This window comes from Methylomonas sp. (genome assembly GCF_023228165.1).
Lineage (GTDB): Bacteria > Pseudomonadota > Gammaproteobacteria > Methylococcales > Methylomonadaceae > Methylomonas.
Genome location: NZ_JALOBS010000043.1, coordinates 1 through 17,027 on the forward strand (window position 1 = coordinate 1; position 17,027 = coordinate 17,027).

22 protein-coding genes, 1 tRNA gene and 1 pseudogene are annotated in these 17,027 nt (G+C 47.7%); 14 read left to right on the plus strand and 10 right to left on the minus strand.

The features are described from left to right. Positions 1-326: pseudogene (locus M0R33_RS21675) on the plus strand (hypothetical protein); the annotation flags it as partial. 207 nt (positions 327-533) lie between these two features. On the opposite strand, the gene M0R33_RS21680 reads toward M0R33_RS21675, so the two are convergent. From M0R33_RS21680 to M0R33_RS21690, 3 genes are read right to left on the minus strand one after another with little or no spacing between them, the layout of a single operon-like run. After that, positions 534-1,091, minus strand: coding sequence for a FlhC family transcriptional regulator (locus M0R33_RS21680; RefSeq protein ID WP_292574056.1), 558 nt, complete (start codon positions 1,089-1,091; stop codon positions 534-536). Continuing rightward, a complete protein-coding gene (locus M0R33_RS21685) occupies positions 1,088-1,402 on the minus strand; it encodes a flagellar transcriptional regulator FlhD (RefSeq protein WP_292574057.1) in 315 nt (104 codons plus the stop codon). The genes M0R33_RS21680 and M0R33_RS21685 overlap by 4 nt, the downstream gene beginning before the upstream one ends. A 1-nt stretch (position 1,403) precedes the next feature. After that, on the minus strand, positions 1,404-2,036 hold the full coding sequence (locus tag M0R33_RS21690) for a transglycosylase SLT domain-containing protein (protein ID WP_292574058.1): 633 nt from the start codon (positions 2,034-2,036) through the stop codon (positions 1,404-1,406). A 310-nt stretch (positions 2,037-2,346) separates the two neighbouring features. On the opposite strand from M0R33_RS21690, the gene M0R33_RS21695 reads away from it, so the two are divergent. The 6 genes from M0R33_RS21695 to M0R33_RS21715 all read left to right on the plus strand — a co-directional run bounded on the left by M0R33_RS21695 (position 2,347) and on the right by M0R33_RS21715 (position 5,768). Then, positions 2,347-2,631: a flagellar transcriptional regulator FlhD gene (locus tag M0R33_RS21695; RefSeq protein ID WP_192391959.1), complete on the plus strand. Its 285-nt coding sequence runs from the start codon at positions 2,347-2,349 to the stop codon at positions 2,629-2,631. Beyond that, a complete protein-coding gene (locus M0R33_RS21700; RefSeq protein WP_292574059.1) occupies positions 2,624-3,250 on the plus strand; it encodes a FlhC family transcriptional regulator in 627 nt (208 codons plus the stop codon). The genes M0R33_RS21695 and M0R33_RS21700 overlap by 8 nt, the downstream gene beginning before the upstream one ends. 18 nt (positions 3,251-3,268) lie before the next feature. Then, complete coding sequence (locus tag M0R33_RS21705) at positions 3,269-3,871, plus strand: hypothetical protein (RefSeq protein ID WP_292574060.1); 603 nt, start codon at positions 3,269-3,271, stop codon at positions 3,869-3,871. A 31-nt stretch (positions 3,872-3,902) separates the two neighbouring features. After that, positions 3,903-4,358: a FlhC family transcriptional regulator gene (locus M0R33_RS21710; protein ID WP_292574061.1), complete on the plus strand. Its 456-nt coding sequence runs from the start codon at positions 3,903-3,905 to the stop codon at positions 4,356-4,358. 169 nt (positions 4,359-4,527) lie between these two features. After that, complete coding sequence (locus M0R33_RS24495; RefSeq protein WP_366044489.1) at positions 4,528-4,842, plus strand: helix-turn-helix domain-containing protein; 315 nt, start codon at positions 4,528-4,530, stop codon at positions 4,840-4,842. Then, on the plus strand, positions 4,728-5,768 hold the full coding sequence (locus tag M0R33_RS21715) for a site-specific integrase (protein WP_292574062.1): 1,041 nt from the start codon (positions 4,728-4,730) through the stop codon (positions 5,766-5,768). Before M0R33_RS24495 ends, M0R33_RS21715 begins: the two co-directional genes overlap by 115 nt. A 24-nt stretch (positions 5,769-5,792) precedes the next feature. Here the strand turns inward: M0R33_RS21715 and M0R33_RS21720 are convergent. Both M0R33_RS21720 and M0R33_RS21725 read right to left on the minus strand, forming a co-directional pair. Further along, positions 5,793-5,868, minus strand: a tRNA-Lys gene (locus tag M0R33_RS21720). A gap of 255 nt (positions 5,869-6,123) precedes the next feature. Beyond that, positions 6,124-7,758 (minus strand): alpha-D-glucose phosphate-specific phosphoglucomutase, encoded by a 1,635-nt coding sequence (locus tag M0R33_RS21725; RefSeq protein ID WP_292574092.1) that lies wholly within the window; start codon positions 7,756-7,758, stop codon positions 6,124-6,126. Between the two features lie 93 nt (positions 7,759-7,851). On the opposite strand from M0R33_RS21725, the gene M0R33_RS21730 reads away from it, so the two are divergent. Both M0R33_RS21730 and M0R33_RS21735 read left to right on the plus strand, forming a co-directional pair. Continuing rightward, positions 7,852-8,406: a L,D-transpeptidase gene (locus M0R33_RS21730; RefSeq protein WP_292574063.1), complete on the plus strand. Its 555-nt coding sequence runs from the start codon at positions 7,852-7,854 to the stop codon at positions 8,404-8,406. Between the two features lie 83 nt (positions 8,407-8,489). Next, positions 8,490-8,768, plus strand: coding sequence for an Lpp/OprI family alanine-zipper lipoprotein (locus M0R33_RS21735; protein ID WP_292574064.1), 279 nt, complete (start codon positions 8,490-8,492; stop codon positions 8,766-8,768). Positions 8,769-8,833: 65 nt separating this feature from the next. Here M0R33_RS21735 and M0R33_RS21740 read toward each other — a convergent pair whose 3' ends face one another. Together M0R33_RS21740 and rdgC are read right to left on the minus strand one after the other, a co-directional pair. Continuing rightward, the gene (locus tag M0R33_RS21740) at positions 8,834-9,781 is read right to left on the minus strand and encodes a L,D-transpeptidase family protein (RefSeq protein WP_292574065.1); all 948 of its coding nucleotides are present in this window, start codon (positions 9,779-9,781) and stop codon (positions 8,834-8,836) included. After that, a complete protein-coding gene (gene rdgC / locus M0R33_RS21745) occupies positions 9,781-10,689 on the minus strand; it encodes a recombination-associated protein RdgC (protein WP_292574066.1) in 909 nt (302 codons plus the stop codon). Before rdgC ends, M0R33_RS21740 begins: the two co-directional genes overlap by 1 nt. 347 nt (positions 10,690-11,036) lie before the next feature. On the opposite strand from rdgC, the gene M0R33_RS21750 reads away from it, so the two are divergent. Together M0R33_RS21750 and yjgA are read left to right on the plus strand one after the other, a co-directional pair. After that, positions 11,037-11,216: a hypothetical protein gene (locus M0R33_RS21750; protein WP_292574067.1), complete on the plus strand. Its 180-nt coding sequence runs from the start codon at positions 11,037-11,039 to the stop codon at positions 11,214-11,216. A gap of 1 nt (position 11,217) precedes the next feature. Next, positions 11,218-11,820: a ribosome biogenesis factor YjgA gene (yjgA, locus tag M0R33_RS21755; RefSeq protein WP_292574068.1), complete on the plus strand. Its 603-nt coding sequence runs from the start codon at positions 11,218-11,220 to the stop codon at positions 11,818-11,820. A gap of 2 nt (positions 11,821-11,822) precedes the next feature. Here yjgA and mtgA read toward each other — a convergent pair whose 3' ends face one another. Continuing rightward, on the minus strand, positions 11,823-12,506 hold the full coding sequence (mtgA, locus tag M0R33_RS21760) for a monofunctional biosynthetic peptidoglycan transglycosylase (RefSeq protein WP_292574069.1): 684 nt from the start codon (positions 12,504-12,506) through the stop codon (positions 11,823-11,825). 488 nt (positions 12,507-12,994) lie between these two features. Between mtgA and mepA the strand changes: the two genes are divergently transcribed. Beyond that, positions 12,995-13,837, plus strand: a complete 843-nt coding sequence (mepA, locus tag M0R33_RS21765) for a penicillin-insensitive murein endopeptidase (protein ID WP_292574070.1) — start codon at positions 12,995-12,997, stop codon at positions 13,835-13,837. A 232-nt stretch (positions 13,838-14,069) separates the two neighbouring features. Here mepA and M0R33_RS21770 read toward each other — a convergent pair whose 3' ends face one another. Together M0R33_RS21770 and ribF are read right to left on the minus strand one after the other, a co-directional pair. Then, a complete protein-coding gene (locus tag M0R33_RS21770; RefSeq protein WP_292574071.1) occupies positions 14,070-14,294 on the minus strand; it encodes a DUF1289 domain-containing protein in 225 nt (74 codons plus the stop codon). After that, positions 14,287-15,228, minus strand: a complete 942-nt coding sequence (ribF, locus tag M0R33_RS21775) for a bifunctional riboflavin kinase/FAD synthetase (RefSeq protein ID WP_292574072.1) — start codon at positions 15,226-15,228, stop codon at positions 14,287-14,289. The genes M0R33_RS21770 and ribF overlap by 8 nt, the downstream gene beginning before the upstream one ends. Positions 15,229-15,330: 102 nt before the next feature. Here ribF and M0R33_RS21780 point away from each other — a divergent pair, with 102 nt between their 5' ends. Both M0R33_RS21780 and M0R33_RS21785 read left to right on the plus strand, forming a co-directional pair. Continuing rightward, positions 15,331-16,323, plus strand: coding sequence for a spore photoproduct lyase family protein (locus M0R33_RS21780; protein ID WP_292574073.1), 993 nt, complete (start codon positions 15,331-15,333; stop codon positions 16,321-16,323). Further along, entirely contained in the window at positions 16,311-17,024 is a 714-nt protein-coding gene (locus M0R33_RS21785; RefSeq protein ID WP_292574074.1) for an SDR family oxidoreductase, read from the plus strand. The genes M0R33_RS21780 and M0R33_RS21785 overlap by 13 nt, the downstream gene beginning before the upstream one ends. The last annotated feature ends 3 nt before the right edge of the window (positions 17,025-17,027 follow it).

Below are 17,027 nucleotides of genomic sequence, written 5' to 3' on the forward strand. Positions count from 1 at the left end.
CCCATTTGCTGCATAGCTTCGTGCCGTTGGTCATAGAAGGTTCAATCCTGCTGGTTTGGCCGGTACAGCATTGGCGGCAACGGGTGTTGTTACTCGGCTCGGGCTTATTGGCGGCAGTTCTGGTGGTCGTGGCAACTTTACCGGCGCAGCTATTAGGCAAACTGGAAATCGCATTTCAAGACCTTGCCGAATCGGGCAGTAATCCCCGTGTAGTTCCCTGGTTCGTGGACTGGATGGTGTTTTGCGAACTGGGTGGACGCTGGTTGCTCGGCATTGCGGCCGCTTGGTTCTGTATTCAAATACACCGAGCCTTCCTTCGAATCTGATTTTTGAACGTCTGCTTATTAAGTGATGAAGTTTATCTAAAAGAATTCGATTCAATATTCGACTGGCCGGTTTGGGTCGTTAACGACAATTGTCTCTTGGTGAATTTAAATATCTTGGATGTCCGCTTTCAAGATAGCCATGGCTATGAAACCGAGCTTAGTCAAACGGCTAAATCGTGATCCGTTCAATTCAATTGCTGACCAGGCTTAATGCATGTTTGGGCGAAATGAGTTTACGTTTGCGTCTGCCAATTCACAAAGCTGGCAAACCGGTCGGAATTTGCTCTCGTAGAATACCGCATAATTATGTCGACAGCGGGGGCAATACTTCAGGACGACTTGTCCTTCGCGCATACCTTGCGCTAATACCCAGGCTTCGTTGAAGTTGGCGGGCCGTACTTTGCCGTAAGGTCGCTCTTCGGGGATCAGGTGTTCAAAAGTTCGATGGAAATAATCCCATGTAAACAAAATGGCCGGCACGTCCATGCGCGACTGCGGATTAACCTTGCAGGTGATTTGATAGATGGACAGAAATAGCGTCAGATATAGAAACGACTCGCGCGATGCAGGAATGGTTTTAACCACCGGTAGTTGTCCGTTGGTGGGTCCGTGAAAGTGAATGGCATAGTACATGGCCTTAAGCTCATGTTGGCTGATCGTTTTAATATGCGCTTTCACGAACGTCGGCCGCAATTTTCGTTTCAGTAATTGATAGGCAAGATAATGATCTCTTAGCCGGTCTTCGTAGGTGTACCAAGCACTCATGCTATATCGTCTGATCCTGTGAGCAGCATGAGCAAATCACGCGCCTGGCTATCACACGCATCTCCCTCGTGCGCTGACTGATCGACCTGAAGATAACGCCCCCAAAAACTGGCATTGAATCTTGGGGTAAAGGCCAGGCATTCGCGCCGCGCTATCTCCCTAATTTGCTGCACCTGCAGTTTTTTCAGGATACCCACGGCTTCTGGCGATAATCCCAAGCTAAACTTCGCTTGTTCTTCTTGTCCGGACAGCACCATTTCCCGTGCTAACAGCAGATAATCCAATTGCAGATGATAGAGGCTATCTTCCATCTCAAATCACCTGCTTCACTCGGTCGGCTATGGCCATCACGCTTATTCCATAGGCGATGGCGGCCTTCTCATCCTTCCAGCTATAGTAGCGACCAATCCCTAACGCCAAGTCATGCGGGGCTGAACCAATGGCGGTTGCTAAGAGTTCGGCACCTATTTGTACATTGGTAATCGGATCCAGTAATTGCGCCGGCGAGTTCACTCTGTGGCCATGCCAGCGGACATTGATTTGCATTAACCCCACATCTACCAACCGATTGCCTTCGTCTATCGATTGCTTGAGCAAGGCATGGGCCTCCCGCTGCGAGGCTGGCATCAAGGATTGTCCTGATTTATTAAGTGCCCATGGCCAGGGTTTTACTGCGGTCGGATCGGTATCGTTCGCGGATTCTTTTAATGCAACCGCATACAGGATGTAAGGATCCAAATGGTGCTGCTTTGCAATCTGCCACCAAAGCGTATTTTGTAGCGTGCTTGCGGCGCTAGTCGCTCGCGTCTGTTGGCTGACATTGCCATGGGCTAAACACGATGCACTGCAGACCATAAAGCTCAGCAAAATCGGCAGTGGATTGAGATGATGCTGTTTAGCGGCGCATAGCCGTCGGAAACCGGATTTCAAATCGATAGTGTGCATAAGAGAAGTGACTGGTAAGGTTGCCCCGAGTCTACTGAAAAATTCACTATTTCGAGCGTTCAAAAAAGGCCTTCTTTCGACCTAATTACGCACTCTATACCACCTCAACAAATTAATTTATAAAAAATACAAACGGTTACGCATTGTCAAGTACTTTTTATAGCTGAAGTGCTGCCTGACACCTTTCCAAGCCACATTCTGCAAGGCTTTGCGCGGAAAGTACCCCAAAATCACCTACTTTCCGCGCGTGACGATTACAAAACCAGTCTTTTAGTATTGCCCCATGTCGTAATTCATTAGAGAACAGAGCATGGCCACCCTAGAAGACGATCTGACGCAACTGAATTTTCAATATCTGATGCTATTGAGAGAATGTGCCCGTAGCAATCCCATGGAAGCCGCCTGGCGGTTTGGTGTCGTTCCAGAGACGGTCGATCGTGTAGCCGATTTGTCGTTGGAACAGATTAAAGAACAGGCGGCGATTAACCGTGCCGTGATCAGTTTGCTGCCATTGGGTAACCACCCGGTTTCAGCCGCCGCTCATGCGGCCTTGCTGGTTCATGGTGCTCATGATCAGGGTGATCATCATGGATAACGGCGGCTTCGTTGACTTGTCGCATTTTGGCGCTGAACTGATGTTGGCAAAGACATTGTTCGACTACGGAGCCAGAACACCGGTGGTTTGTGCTCTCTGTGGTATCAAACGTATAACAGCCACACGCATTTACAGGCTTGCGCAAGAACAAGCACCAATTAAAGGCATGCTGCCTTGGGATCCACACTGGATAAGTCGTTCAACCATTAACAACCTGCACGCCTCAATATTCTTGGGGTTAATTCAGGATTATGTTTCCTTTAGTGTCAATGATACCGAGTTTGGGTTGCAGTTTTGCAACGCATATACATTGTATTGCCGCATCGTTGCCCGCAACCCCAAGCCCAGCAACCGGGAGGCAGGATTCGAACACCACAGAGTGTTGGATATTAATCGAGCATGGCAGCTGACAAGACAATTTCATGCCTCTGCATTGCATTTTGTGATGTGTCTTTGCTGTCAATCGCGATTCCTGATCCCCCGCCAAGCAGATCAACAGGCTGCCCGCTGTCCCGTATGTGAAAACAAGACTGGCAGTGTAGCCCGTCAACATCGAATTTCGCGGCCATTTTCACAAAATGCCGGCAAAACTTTGACCATATGTCTTGACCGTTTCTAACGGCCAAGGAGAGTCATAATGTATTTACTTGTTCAATCAATTCAATCTCGAACCTTACTGGATGCGGCGGAAGGAAAAAATTTAGCCCGTCTGGCACGAGAATGCTTTTTCAACCATCAACCCTTAATCCTTGACTTTGTCAACGTCGAGCAGGTTACCGCGCATTTTTGCCAGGCGTTATTGTGCCCGTTGACGAACGAGTTCGGCGCGGATTATTTGAATCAATGGTTACAGATAAAAAACCTGTCCGCCCACGTCAGGCAAATCATACAGTCTGCCATGGGTGAATTGGATGATTATTTTGATTGTTTGGAGCGCGCACAGGCTCAGAGTGCTGATCAAGAAATCACGTCGTTGAATTGTTTATGGCTTATCAAAGCCCGTGATCTCTGTCGTGATAATCCTCTATTCGCTGGCTTTATGTTGGGCATTTCGGATAAGGCGTTAATTGAGGCGATTGGTCGCTTGTCAATTGAGGACATTGAGCATATCGCTCAATCGGGCTGGCTGTGTTTTGCGCCAAGGATTTCAAATCATTTTTTTGAGTACATGAATCGCAAGCAACATACCGCCGTTGATGTGTTGCTGACGTTAAGGGAGGGCGTGAATCATGGAGGCTAAAAAGATGATCAAAACGCTAAAGCAGTATCAGTTGGCCATTACCCTGATTCAACGCCAAGCCAGAATTGCAGTTATTGTCCGAGAAACTACCATCCCTAGAGAGCTGATAAAGGCTACTTACAAAGACATTCTAGGGCGATCCGGTAGCTCGGGTCCCATCAAAGAGTCGATTCGTGGCTTGACGCACAACATGAAACAGTACAAGGAAGCCACGCTCTTCGCCAAGATATTTCGTGCAATTGAAGCCGAAAACATTCACGGCGATATTCATAACGTTATCCAGGCATTCGATTTTTTTAAAATTTCCTTGCCCAGTGGCAGCCTCGATTTCACCACGGCATGGTTGGTGGCGCGAGACTTGAGAAATAAAAAATTGCAGTTGAGGGAGTGTGGTCATTGTTATGCAGCGGTATTGATCATTTTGGGCTGCGAAAAGCCGCTGGAGCGGTGTTGTGTTTGTAAAACTGCTTTAAAAACTGATCTTTAGATTTTTATTTATAACCTTCTATGTTCAGAGCCGACCAATCACTTTTTAGAATAAAGAATCGGTCGGCTGTGGAGCAAATAATCAATCGCAAAGTGTTCAGCACCATGAGCAAAACAATTTCCAAGCAACATTTTCAATCGCTATTGCTTTGACCGAGAGGACTCGGTAGATGAAAACATTAGATTTATCGGAAGCAGCCCACTTGTTGAAGCTCCATCCACAAACAGTTCTGCAAAGGGCGCGCTCGGGCGATATTCCTGCAGCTAAGCCCGGAAAATGTTGGGTATTCATAGAACAGGATTTGATCGAATGGCTTCGATCGCAGTACACTCGCCCACGGCAGGATGTAGGGCAAGGAGGCAAAGAAGTATGCTCTTTAAAAGACCAAATAGCCAATTCTGGTGGTATCGCTTTACCGCACCAGACGGCACAACAATACGCCAATCTGCTAAAACTGAAGACAAAAGAAAAGCCCAAGAATTAGCGGATAAGCATAAGGCTCAATTATGGGATCAGATCAAACTGGGGCATAAGCCACAATATCTCTGGGAAGATGCGGTGGTGAAATGGATTAATGAATCCCAAAAGCGTTCTCTGGATGACGATGTCGTCATGTTTCGCTACCTGGATAAGTTTTTGTCTGGCAAACCTCTCAATAGTATTAACCGGGACATTGTGGAAAATATTATTGCGGATAAGTTGAAACACGCTACTCCCGGTCGAGCTAATCGAGTCACGGCGTTGATTAGAGCGGTACTAAGAAAAGCCGAGCGCGAGTGGGGTTGGATTGACAAGGCGCCTGCGATACGTCGTCTTAAAGAAGATAACAAGCGTATTCGCTGGATTACTCGACAGGAGGCCGAAAGACTGTGCCGTGAATTACCGGATCATCTTGAAGCCATGGTTCGATTTAGCCTGGCTACTGGGTTGAGGGAAGCCAATGTTACTGGGTTGGAGTGGAGTCAAATCGATCTGCAAAGAAAAGTATGCTGGATTCACCCCGATCAGGCTAAGGCGAAAAAAGCAATTGGTATTCCGCTCAATGCGGATGCAATTGCTGTGATCCGTCAATTCATTGGTAAGCATGAAATCTATGTCTTTACCTACAAGGGAAACCCAGTGTTAAAAGCCGGTGGCAACGCTTGGAAGAAAGCCCTCAAACGTGCAAGCATTAGTCAATTCAGATGGCATGATCTGCGTCATACCTGGGCGAGCTGGCATGTGCAGGCTGGGACACCGTTAAACGTGTTACAGGAATTGGGTGGCTGGAGTGATTACTCGATGGTGTTACGGTATGCGCATCTGGCACCGGAACATCTGGCCGAGTATGCCGGCAAGATTTCCAATTCAGCACATTTTGCGCACATAAAAACGGAAGACATAAAAAAACCAGTTGCCCGCCAAAGATAACTGGTTGATTTATATACTGTTTGATGGTGGGTCGTGTGCGATTCGAACGCACGACCATCGCATTAAAAGTGCGGTGCTCTACCAGCTGAGCTAACGACCCATCGATTAAGCAGCCATTATATACGATTTTTTGATGAAAACAATCTTTTAAACCTAAAAAAATCTCGGTTCAAGCAAAATACAGTCGATAGAGCCAATTTGAGGGCTCTATATCATTTACATAGTCAACATATTAGTAATTCATTGGCAAATATACGCCTGGGTTCATACCCCGCAAAGGCGCGAACCCGGGCGCTTGAATTCTTTTGAATTCCCATCCTTGCGACGGGAATGGCAAAGCGGTGAGATGCCACCCTCAAGTGATTACTGTTGGCGCCGTCCGGCCCGTGCGTTTTTTAACTTCGCAAAGTTGTTCGGCTATTTCGATCAACTCAGCAAGCGCGATTTGAGCATCCTGATCATGTTTGAGCGCATCGCGTTCGTAGCGCTCCAAATAGATTCGCAATGTTGCCCCGACCGTACCAGTTCCAGACAGGCGGAAGACGATTCGCGAGCCATTGGTAAACCCAATCCGAATACCTTGATTAGCGCTTACGCTGTTATCGACTGGGTCGGTATAGCTAAATTCGTCGGCGTATTTAACAACGTTCTCCCCCCAGCTTTTTCCAGGCAAACTGTTTAACTGGCTGCGCAAGTGATCGAGAATGCCGTTGGCTATGTCTGTATCGACGGCTTCGTAATCGTGGCGACAGTATATGTCCCTACCGTATTTTTGCCAGTGCTCATGCACTATATCCGCAACGGATTGCCGCTTGCGGGCAATTAAATTCAACCAGAATAGTACTGCCCACAGACCATCTTTTTCCCGAACATGGTTAGAGCCCGAACCGAAGCTTTCTTCACCGCATAGAGTAATTTTATCTGCATCCAAAAGGTTGCCGAAAAACTTCCATCCGGTTGGGGTTTCGTAACAAGGCAAGCTCAGCTTGTCGGCAACCCTGTCAACTGCTTGACTGGTTGGCATTGAGCGCGCCACTCCACTAATACCCTTGGCATAGGCCGGAATGGAGCGGGCATTTGCCGCCATAATGGCCAAGCTGTCGCTAGGCGTAACGAAAATGTTTGCCCCCATAATCATATTGCGATCGCCATCACCATCGGACGCAGCACCAAAAACGGGCGGTTTGGTGCCGAACATGAGTTCTGTCAGTTCATGCGCATGCGCCATATTAGGATCGGGGTGGCCGCCGCCAAAATCTTCCAACGGCACGGCATTAAACACGGAACCGGGCGCTGCGCCGAGTTGGTCTTCTAGGATTTGTTTGGCATAAGGACCGGTGATGGCATGCATAGCATCGAAGCGTAGGGTGATTAAACCGGCGGCGATGCTCTGTTTAATCAGGTCGAAATCAAATATCTTCGCCATCAGCCCCGCATAATCGGCAACGGGATCAATGATTTGAATTTTCAAACCGCCAATGTTTGATTCGCCAATGACATCCAAATCGACATCATCAATTTCGGCTATTTGATAGGAGCTGATGGTTTTGGTATTTGCGTACAAGGCGTCGGTAAACTTTTCCGGAGCAGGCCCGCCATTGCTGACGTTATATTTGATACCAAAATCTTCATCCGGCCCACCGGGGTTATGACTGGCTGACAAAACGATACCGCCAAACGCTTGATATTTTCGGATAATGTTAGAGGCTGCCGGCGTGGATAACAACCCACCTTGACCTATGATCAATTCCCCAAAACCATTCGCCGCAGCCATTTTAATTATGACTTGAATGGCACGGCGATTAAAATAACGACCATCGCCGCCCAAAACTAGAATTTTTCCCTGAAAATCGTCTAAACTATTGAAAATAGACTGAACGAAATTTTCTAGGTAATTGGGACTTTGAAAAACTTTTACTTTTTTGCGTAAACCCGATGTACCGGGTTTTTGATCATCATAGGGAGTGGTGTTATGGGTTTTTATTTTTATTTGCATGTTCTACCCTTAATGCGACAATTTAAAAAACTTTAACTTACACCAAAACACGTATCTTTAATAGACTTGCAGGTAGACTGATTGGTTATGAAGCATAAAATATTGTTTCGCAATGTTTTGTTAGGTTTTTGCCTTATTCCGCGTCTTTGTGCGGCCGATCCTGACGTTAGAGTAATTATCGACACCCAAACCCGAAACCTTGAAATCATAAAAGGCGACGAAACGGTTGAAGTACTGGACCACGTTGTCATCGGCCGAAAAGGTGCCGGCACTAAAGAACATCGCGGCGATGATATTACGCCGCTGGGGAATTATCGGATTGGCTGGATCAATGAAAAAAGCGCATTTCGTAAATTTTTCGGCTTAACCTATCCGAATTTAGACCATGCCGAAAAGGCTTTACAAAAAGGCCAAATTGATCATCGTACCTACGAAACCATTGTCAAAGCGGAATACAGAGGTCAAATTCCGCCCCAAAATACTGACCTAGGCGGTCAAATCGGGATACATGGCTTGGGCAGAGGCAGCTTAAGTGTTCATGAGGTTTTCGACTGGACACATGGTTGCATTGCTTTAACCAACGACCAAATTGATCGTTTGAGCCAGTATGTTGAAAAAGGCACACTTGTGACCGTTAAATAATGTTGGTAAATTCCAAAAAAATGTTGGAGAATTGCCACCGTATGTTCTTTTTTGTTTCTTAAACCACAATCAAGGGGAAATCCATGATGAAAGCTGTAAAATTATCCGCACTTGTTGCTGTTGCTGCTCTGGCTACTGGCTGCGCAAGCACTTCAGACATCGAAAACCTGCAAGGTCAAATCGATTCACTGAAACCACAAATCTCTGCTGCCTCTGCTGATGCTGCGTCTGCTAAAGCCGCTGCTGCTGAAGCTGCTGCTAAAGCTGCTGCTGCTGAAGCCGCTGCTAACCGCGCTGCTCAATACGCTCAAGACACCAACAGCAAATTGGATCGTATGTTCAGAAAATCACAACACAAATAAGCATTACTGTTTTTGTTGATGTTAGAGCCCGTGAGCTGAAAGACTCACGGGCTTTTTTATGCCCGTTAGTTTTGCGGGGCGCTTTGAGTAGCTTGAGTCGGACGCTCAAAAATAGCGATGGGAAGCCCGGATGGTTTTATTAATGCTGATTTCAGGATGGATCCTTTAATAACAGGCATTTGCCCTCCATTGGCCTGCTCAATCAAATCAAGAGCCACGTGCAAGCGTTGTTCGAAAGTGGCTGGAGTTTCTTCCATTTGTGGATACACTTCCATATACAACGTATCGTGATACCAGCCCACCTTGATCGGCTGATTGACGATATTGACGGTAGTGCCCACTTTAACCAAAGGAAAAAACTTTTCAATGTCTTGCGGATACATTCTCATGCATCCGTGGCTGACACGCATGCCTATGCCGTTGGTTTTTTGCGTGCTGTGAATCAGATAGCCGGAAAGGCCTAGACGAAATGCAAATAACCCCAATGGGTTGTCGGGACCCGGCGGATAGTATGGATCTAAAGCATCGCCGTCCGCTAAATGCTCTGCAATAATCGAAGGCGGGGGCGTCCAGGAAGGGTTTTCCATTTTGCCAGCAACCTTGGTTTTTACCAGAGGCGTTTTCCAGTTATTTTCCCGACCGATACCTATCGCATACGTGACGACTTGGCTGGCATCGGGATAATAATAAATCCGCATTTCCGGCAAATTCACCACAATGCCGTTCCGAGGGGCATTCGGCAGAATAAAACTGGTGGGAATCCGCACCGGCGTGCCGGCACCAGGCAGCCAGCGATCCACATTTTGATTCGCCAAAACAATTTCGTCCTGACCAATGTGGTGGTCAACCGCAATATCAATCAGTGTATCTTCATATTTCGCGGCCACATATTTAACTTCATACGGCGGACTGCCGACGATGCTGTCCCCGGGGCGATCAGGCGCGGGCAAGGTCAGCGCATACACCGCGCTAGTCGCAAACGCCAGTAAATTCGACAATATTATGCGTTTCATTATGCCTTATCCTCGACATTAAATAATTCAAGCAGACGCGGAAAGAATTGGGCAAGTTCCGCACTCATAATAGAAAAATCCACATCAAACTGCTCGGTTTCATCAAACGCCTCAATGTCAGATGCCTGCTCCTGAATTAAATCCAGAAACTTCAAACGTTTAACTGCCAAGCTTTCATCCAGCACAAACGATAATCTATCCGCCCAGCTCATTGCCAACTTAATCACTTGCTTACCGCTATCAAGGTGGTTTTTGATCTCCGGCAGCGCCAAATCGTGTCGCTTACAACGAATAATCCCCCCTTCATCTTCCAGCGAGCGTAGCTCACACTCATCTTCGATAAGAATGTCTTTCGGCGCATCATGATTCAGCAACCATTGCGTCATAATGGAAGAGGGTTTTATAGAAGCCCCTATAGGCACGACGGGAAGCGACCCCAAGCCCTTACGTAACAGGCTTAATACGTCTTCGGCCTTTTTGGCTGATGCCGCATCAACCACGAGCCAACCGCCTTGACTATCGATGTAAGCGAATATTTTTTTAGAAAAGGAAAAAGCTCTAGGTAACAGATCAAAGATCAACTCATCCTTAATGCGGGTGCGTTCCTTGCCCGCTAATTTACGCGCCTCTCGCTCCTCGATTTCACCGATTTTATCTTGCAGCATTTCGTTGATCACGGAAGCGGGAATGACTTTCTCCTCCTTCTTCGCGCAGATCATCATAAAACCGTGATTGGCATGCACTAATGCATCCGAGGCCTTTCCCAAAGGCGCAGTCCAACCAAAGCTAAACTCATCATGCCCTCCACACGGACGAAACACTTGCTGGCGCAATTTTTGCTCCAACTCGTCCGACGATAGTGAAAAAGGTTCCGTAAAACGGTAAATAGCAAGATTTTTAAACCACATGCATCAGCTCGACAAAAAGTTGTGATTATCGCAAATTAATGGCTTAGGGAGAACCTATTCGGACAAAAACTCCCCCCATAAATTTGACGCGGATAGCTATATGCTACCGGACCGATAAACCGCCTCACAACCAAGTTCCGCAGTGCAGTTAAAAACCTCTAACAATTAGCCGCATATTTTTCCATTAACATATGATGCCAGGCACATTTCGAAACATTTCGACAACTCCCATAAAAAATAACCGGTTAACCGCCCCCCTAAATATGCAAGCTAAATCTCGCTGAAATGCAAAGGTTTGTTAGAATGTAGAATCCCAACACCCTTCACGCGCACCCATAGGAACCTAAATGTCTAGCATGGAAATGGTTATTCTCGGCGCCATGACAATATTGTTGCTATTTTGGCTGCAACCCGGAATAAAAACCGCCCTGATGCGTAGTAAGCAAGCCCAAGCCGATTGGCAAAGCGTACTTTTGCCGCTCGGTTTGGTTGTGATATTTGTGATTTTTTTAATTGCGATGGTTTGAAATGATTGAAGAAGAATATTTTGAAGACGAAGAGATAGATGAAAGCGAGTTTTATGCGATTCGCCCGAATAAAACTCAGATTAAAAAACAAATCGCCAGCATTTTCGCCATGGCCGAGCAGATTTGTGAATTAACGCCCGCGCAAATTGCCGAATTCAGCCTGCCCGAACGCATTGAACAAGCTCTGCTGGACGCGGGAAAAATGGGCAGAAACGCCGCACGCAAACGGCTGATGAAATATATTACCGCTCAATTCCGCACACTGGATGTCGAAGCAATAGAAGAAAAGCTGGCACGCATGAAAAATAAAAGCGCGCATGCAGTCCGGGAGCACCATCAGGCTGAACGTTGGCGCGACCAATTATTAGCCGATACCGACAATCATCAACTCACATTGTTCATGACCGAATACCCGGAGGCGGACAGTCAGCATATCAGGCAATTACAACGCAACGGACAAAAAGAAGCCAAAGAAGGCAAACCACCTAAATCGTCACGCCTGTTGTACAAGTATTTGAAAGAATTGATTGCCGACCAACAAGTCTTTCCATCGGATACCGCCGAGGACGATGACTTGATAGACGAAGACGATAGCGAGCTATAACTTCACATGTTTAGGTTTTGCATCTGACGCTTAATCCACGCCTGCCGCCTGATTAAATACGCACTTGGTCTGGCCGCGTTTAATTTAATCGGATTCGGTAAGGTGGCGGCCAGCAGTGCCGCCTGACTGGTGGACAATTGCTTGGCTGAGATATCAAAATAATGCCGACTGGCGGCTTCAATACCGAATAAATGATCGCCAAATTCAGCGATATTCACATATACCTCCAAGATCCTGGCTTTACTCCACATCGTTTCTATCAAGAAGGTAAACCAGATTTCCAATGCCTTACGACCAACATTTCTCGCCGGACTTAAAAACAGATTTTTGGCGACTTGTTGGCTGATGGTGCTGGCGCCACGCAACTTACCTCCTCGCCTATATTTCAGATACGCTTGATAGATGGCGTCAAAATCAAAGCCATGATGCTGATAGAAACGCTGGTCTTCAGCGGCGATAACAGCCGCAAACACCTGTTTGGATATTTGGCTACCGCTTACCCAATGATGCCGAATCGGCCGATAATGTTTACCGGCAACCAAGTCGTCAATATGAGTGTGCAGCATAAATGCCGAGGTTGGCACGGGAAAAAAGCGCAGCACGCTAACCAAGATAATTGACGCTAAAAGCAAAGCAATACCGGCATATGCCACAATGCGCAACAGACGCTTAGGTAAGTTTTGCACCGCATGATGGCGATGTTTTGACTGGCGATAACGGTTAGGGCGACGAGGAAGATTCAAGGCTTTAATAGGACTCGGAAATGACGGAAAACATTGCATGAATCATAAACGGAAAACCCAGTCCGGACGAAGGAAATCCATAAGTGCGCTATTTGACCCATAAAAAACGGCAAATAACATAGTTTGCGATACTAGCGCATGCCCTTGCTTACCCATTTCCATTAAAATCAATTACTTCATGACCTGGCATACGGATTGCTTTACTAATGTCAGGTGTCAGGGATTTTAAGTTCTCTCCCCCGTGAACATGGAAAATATAGATGCCAAGGAATATCCCGGGTAATTGCATAAGGACTAGTGCATTTATCCGGGCAGGGACGACCTTATCGCATGACCCCACTAGCTCGAAAACCATTCATTTCATGCCAACCCCAAAGCATGGCAGGGTGTATCATAATGGATCGGTTAGCTTATCCGCCTAAAATCAAGTCATGTCCAAAATCTTACTTATCGCTATCTATCTGTTGGGCGCTTACAGCCTGGCTGATTCCGTGCCCCAGGAGTGGGCAAAACGCACCACCCCAACAGCCGATTCGCTCCCACAAAGCATTGGCACTTACACTAACGGCTGCATCAGCGGCGCGATGTCCTTACCTTTATCAGGAAAAGGTTATCAAGTGATGCGTTTATCGCGGCATCGTTTTTACGGACACGCGACATTAATTCAGTTCATTCAGCAGCTTGGCCAAGTTGCCGCCGACCAGCAATTGGGGACCTTACTGATAGGCGACCTGGGGCAAGCTCGCGGCGGACCAACACCCAGCGGCCATCGCAGCCACCAAACCGGCCTGGATGTCGATATCTGGTTTTTACTCTCTAAGCAATTGGATAACCGCTTGCTAAGTGCCAACGAAAGGGAAACCTGGAGCGCCCCATCGGTAGTGGACGCGAATTCAGATGCCGTAGACTATCAACAATGGACGCAAGCACACGAAAAAGTGCTGGAGGCGGCTGCGCGCCATCCCGAAGTTGACCGGATTTTTGTCAATCCCAGCATTAAACAAGAGCTGTGCACGCATAGAACCGCATCGTCCGCCGCCTGGTTACGAAAAATTCGACCATGGTGGAAACACGACGATCATTTTCACGTGCGTTTAAAATGCCCGACTGGCAATCCGCACTGCCGGGGCCAACCAGCACTTCCCGAGACTAACGGCTGTGATGACAGCTTGGCCTGGTGGTTTTCCAAAGAAGCCAAAACCCCCAGTAAACCCAGCAAACCCACGATTCGGCCACCCTTACCGGCCTTGTGCGAACAAGTACTAAATCAGTAGCACACACTCCACTTCTAGAATTCGGCCATTGCCGAAAGTTAGCGGAACCACAACTTTCGGCAGCCCATAAATTGCAAAGGCGTATCGGGTGGATATCGTGCTTTGAATGGTTTTCCATGCGCACTCCCACGGATTTAGCCCACCAACACTGATTGGCTGCCCCTCAAGAACAACGCCAACCTCCAACCACTCGTTCATGCTGTTTCTCGGACCCGACAAACAGTTATTTTTTTCAGCGCTTTAAAGGTGGCCCGGAGGCAAGCGCTCTATCCGGATTCGAATGGAATTGCCGCCGCCGCTTTGCGTTGTCCAGAAATTGTTGTCGCAATTGCGCATCCGCCTGGGACCAACCGCAGATCTCGTCCAAGCTGCGAAAACAACCCAAGCAAATATTTTGCTCGTTCAAACAACAATTTCGAACGCAAGGCGATGGAATATTTTCCGCCTCCTCAACCATGGCGCATACCTGCGAAAAAATCTTGTGCCGCTTTGACGTCTCGAGTGATCTGCGCTTGCAGCGCCGCCAAGGAATCGAAGCGGACTTCGTCGCGTAACCTGGCCTTGAAATGCACTTCAACATAACGACCGTATATATCCTGATTGAAATCGAACAGATGCGTCTCCAAAACCGCCTTTGCACTGCCATCAACCGTAGGGCGATTACCAAGATTTGCCACACCGGATAATTCCCGGCCATCGAGTCCGGTCATCGTCACTGCAAACACCCCAACCAGCGGTGTATTTTTACGAAACATTTGCAAATTAGCGGTCGGAAAACCTAATTCACGCCCCCGTTTATCGCCATGCGCCACCCGACCGCATACCGAATAATCTCGGCCCAACAGCAGTTTGGCTTGGGACAAATCGCCCTCGCCCAATGCATCGCGAATCAAAGTGCTGCTGATGCGCAGACCGTCCAGCTCAAACGAATCCGTGGACTCGACCGCAAAGCCGTACTCTTCGCCCCGGTGCTGCAACAAAGTAAAATTACCGCGCCGCGCCTTACCGAAATGAAAGTCGTCGCCAATGACCAAATGTTTGATGTTCAGGCTGTCCACCAAAATATCGCAAATAAACTGTTCCGCATCGTAGTCGGCCAACCTGCGATTGAAGGGCAACACTAACAATTCATCGATAGGCAGTTTGGCAAATTGGATCACCTTTTCCCGCAAGCGGGTCAGCCGCGACGGCGCGTGATCGCCCAGAAAATATTCCAAGGGTTGCGGTTCGAACACCATCGCCACTGTCGGCAGTTGCAAGCGCCTGCCATGGGCGGCCACCCGCTCGATCACACGCCGATGTCCCAAATGCAATCCGTCGAAATTGCCGATAGTCAGCACACAGCCATCACGCAATGGCTCAAGATGATGTAATCCCCGAATTAATCGCATAGCATCCGTCTTGTAAAAAAGACTGGATTTTATCAGTAACGGACGGCACGACCTATCGTCATTTATAATAACCGGCTTATAAATTGTTCGGCCTTACCCCAGATGATAGACACGCTATATATTGAATCCGCAATAGCTGAACATCCGCGCATTACCGCTATTCGGCAGCGCTTTCCAGAAGCGCGAGTGATTAATTGCGAACGTTACGGGGAAGTATTCAACCCCAATGCGCAAAATTTTCGCCTGCAAAAACAAAAACCGGCCTTAATTATGGCCCGCAAACACCAAAAATTTGTTCTGCCGGCCCCGGCCGGGTATGGGATTGGCGGGCAGCGCAATTATTATTTCTCTCACATGCTCAACTGCCTATACGATTGCCGCTATTGTTTTTTACAAGGCATGTATCAATCGGCCAATTATGTACTCTTTGTCAATTACGAGGACTTTCAGCAGCAAATCCGGGATATTTGCCAGGAATCGCCCGAAGAAGCGATTTACTTTTTTTCCGGTTACGATTGCGATAGTTTGGCATTCGAGCCTGTCACCGGTTTTGCCCAAGCATTTTTACCGGTGTTTGCCGAATTACCAAATGCTTGGCTGGAACTGCGCACCAAAAGCACGCAAATTCGCGGTTTGTTAAATCGACCGGTTTTACCGCGCTGCGTGGTGGCGTTTAGTTTGTCACCTGATCCCATCGCCAATAAAGTGGAAGCCAAAGCACCGTCACTGGCAAAACGCATTGAAGCCGCGGCCAAATTGCAAAAACAGGGCTGGCGGATCGGCTTGCGATTCGATCCTTTGATTTATCAACATAATTACCAAGATCAATATCGGCATTTGTTTAGGCAAGTGTTCTCGGCAATCGATGCCGATGCATTGCATTCGGCTAGCTTGGGCGTATTTCGTTTGCCGGAGCACTTTTTTAAGAAAATGCATAAACTCTATCCCGAAGAACGCTTATTTGCCAGCCCTCTGCAAAGCAGTTCCGGCATGGTGTCATACAAATCCGCACTGGAGCAGGCCATGATGAAAGACTGCAGCGAGATGCTGCTGCAATACATCCCACGGGAGCGTTTTTTTCCGTGCCATCCGTAACACGCACCATACTGGTCACCGGAGCCAGCTCCGGCATAGGTCGAGCCATTGCTAAACTGTTATTAAACCAGGGCCACTCAGTATTGGGTATGAGCCGGGACAGCAGACGATTCGCTGTCGAGCATCCCCTCTTCACCCCGATAAAGCTGGATTTGGCAAACCTTGATGAGATTGAACCATTCTGCAGACGCCTGCAAAACGACTTTCCGCAACTCGATGCGGTTGTTTTTGCCGCCGGTTACGGCCGGTTCGGCCATCTTGAACAGTTTTCTTTTCAACAAATTGAGCGCTTAATGACGGTCAACTTTACCGGACAGGTGTATATGACCAAGGCCTTGCTGGCTAAGCTCAAACAAAAACCGCACTGTAATCTGATTTATATCGGCTCGGAAGCTGCATTGAAAGGCAGCCGCAACGGCAGCATTTATTGCGCCAGCAAATTCGCCTTGCGCGGCTTTACTCAGGCCTTGCGTGATGAGTGCGGCAAAAGCGGCGTACGCGTATCCTTGGTGAATCCGGGCATGGTGAATACGGCATTTTTTGAAACGCTGCAGTTCAATCCTGGCCAACAACCGGAGCAGGCTTTGCAGGCAGATGATGTCGCCGATGCAGTCAATTACATCCTAAATGCTAACCCGAATTGTGCGGTAGACGAAATTAACTTAAGTCCGCTTAACAAAGTCATTGAATTTAAAAAATAAGTA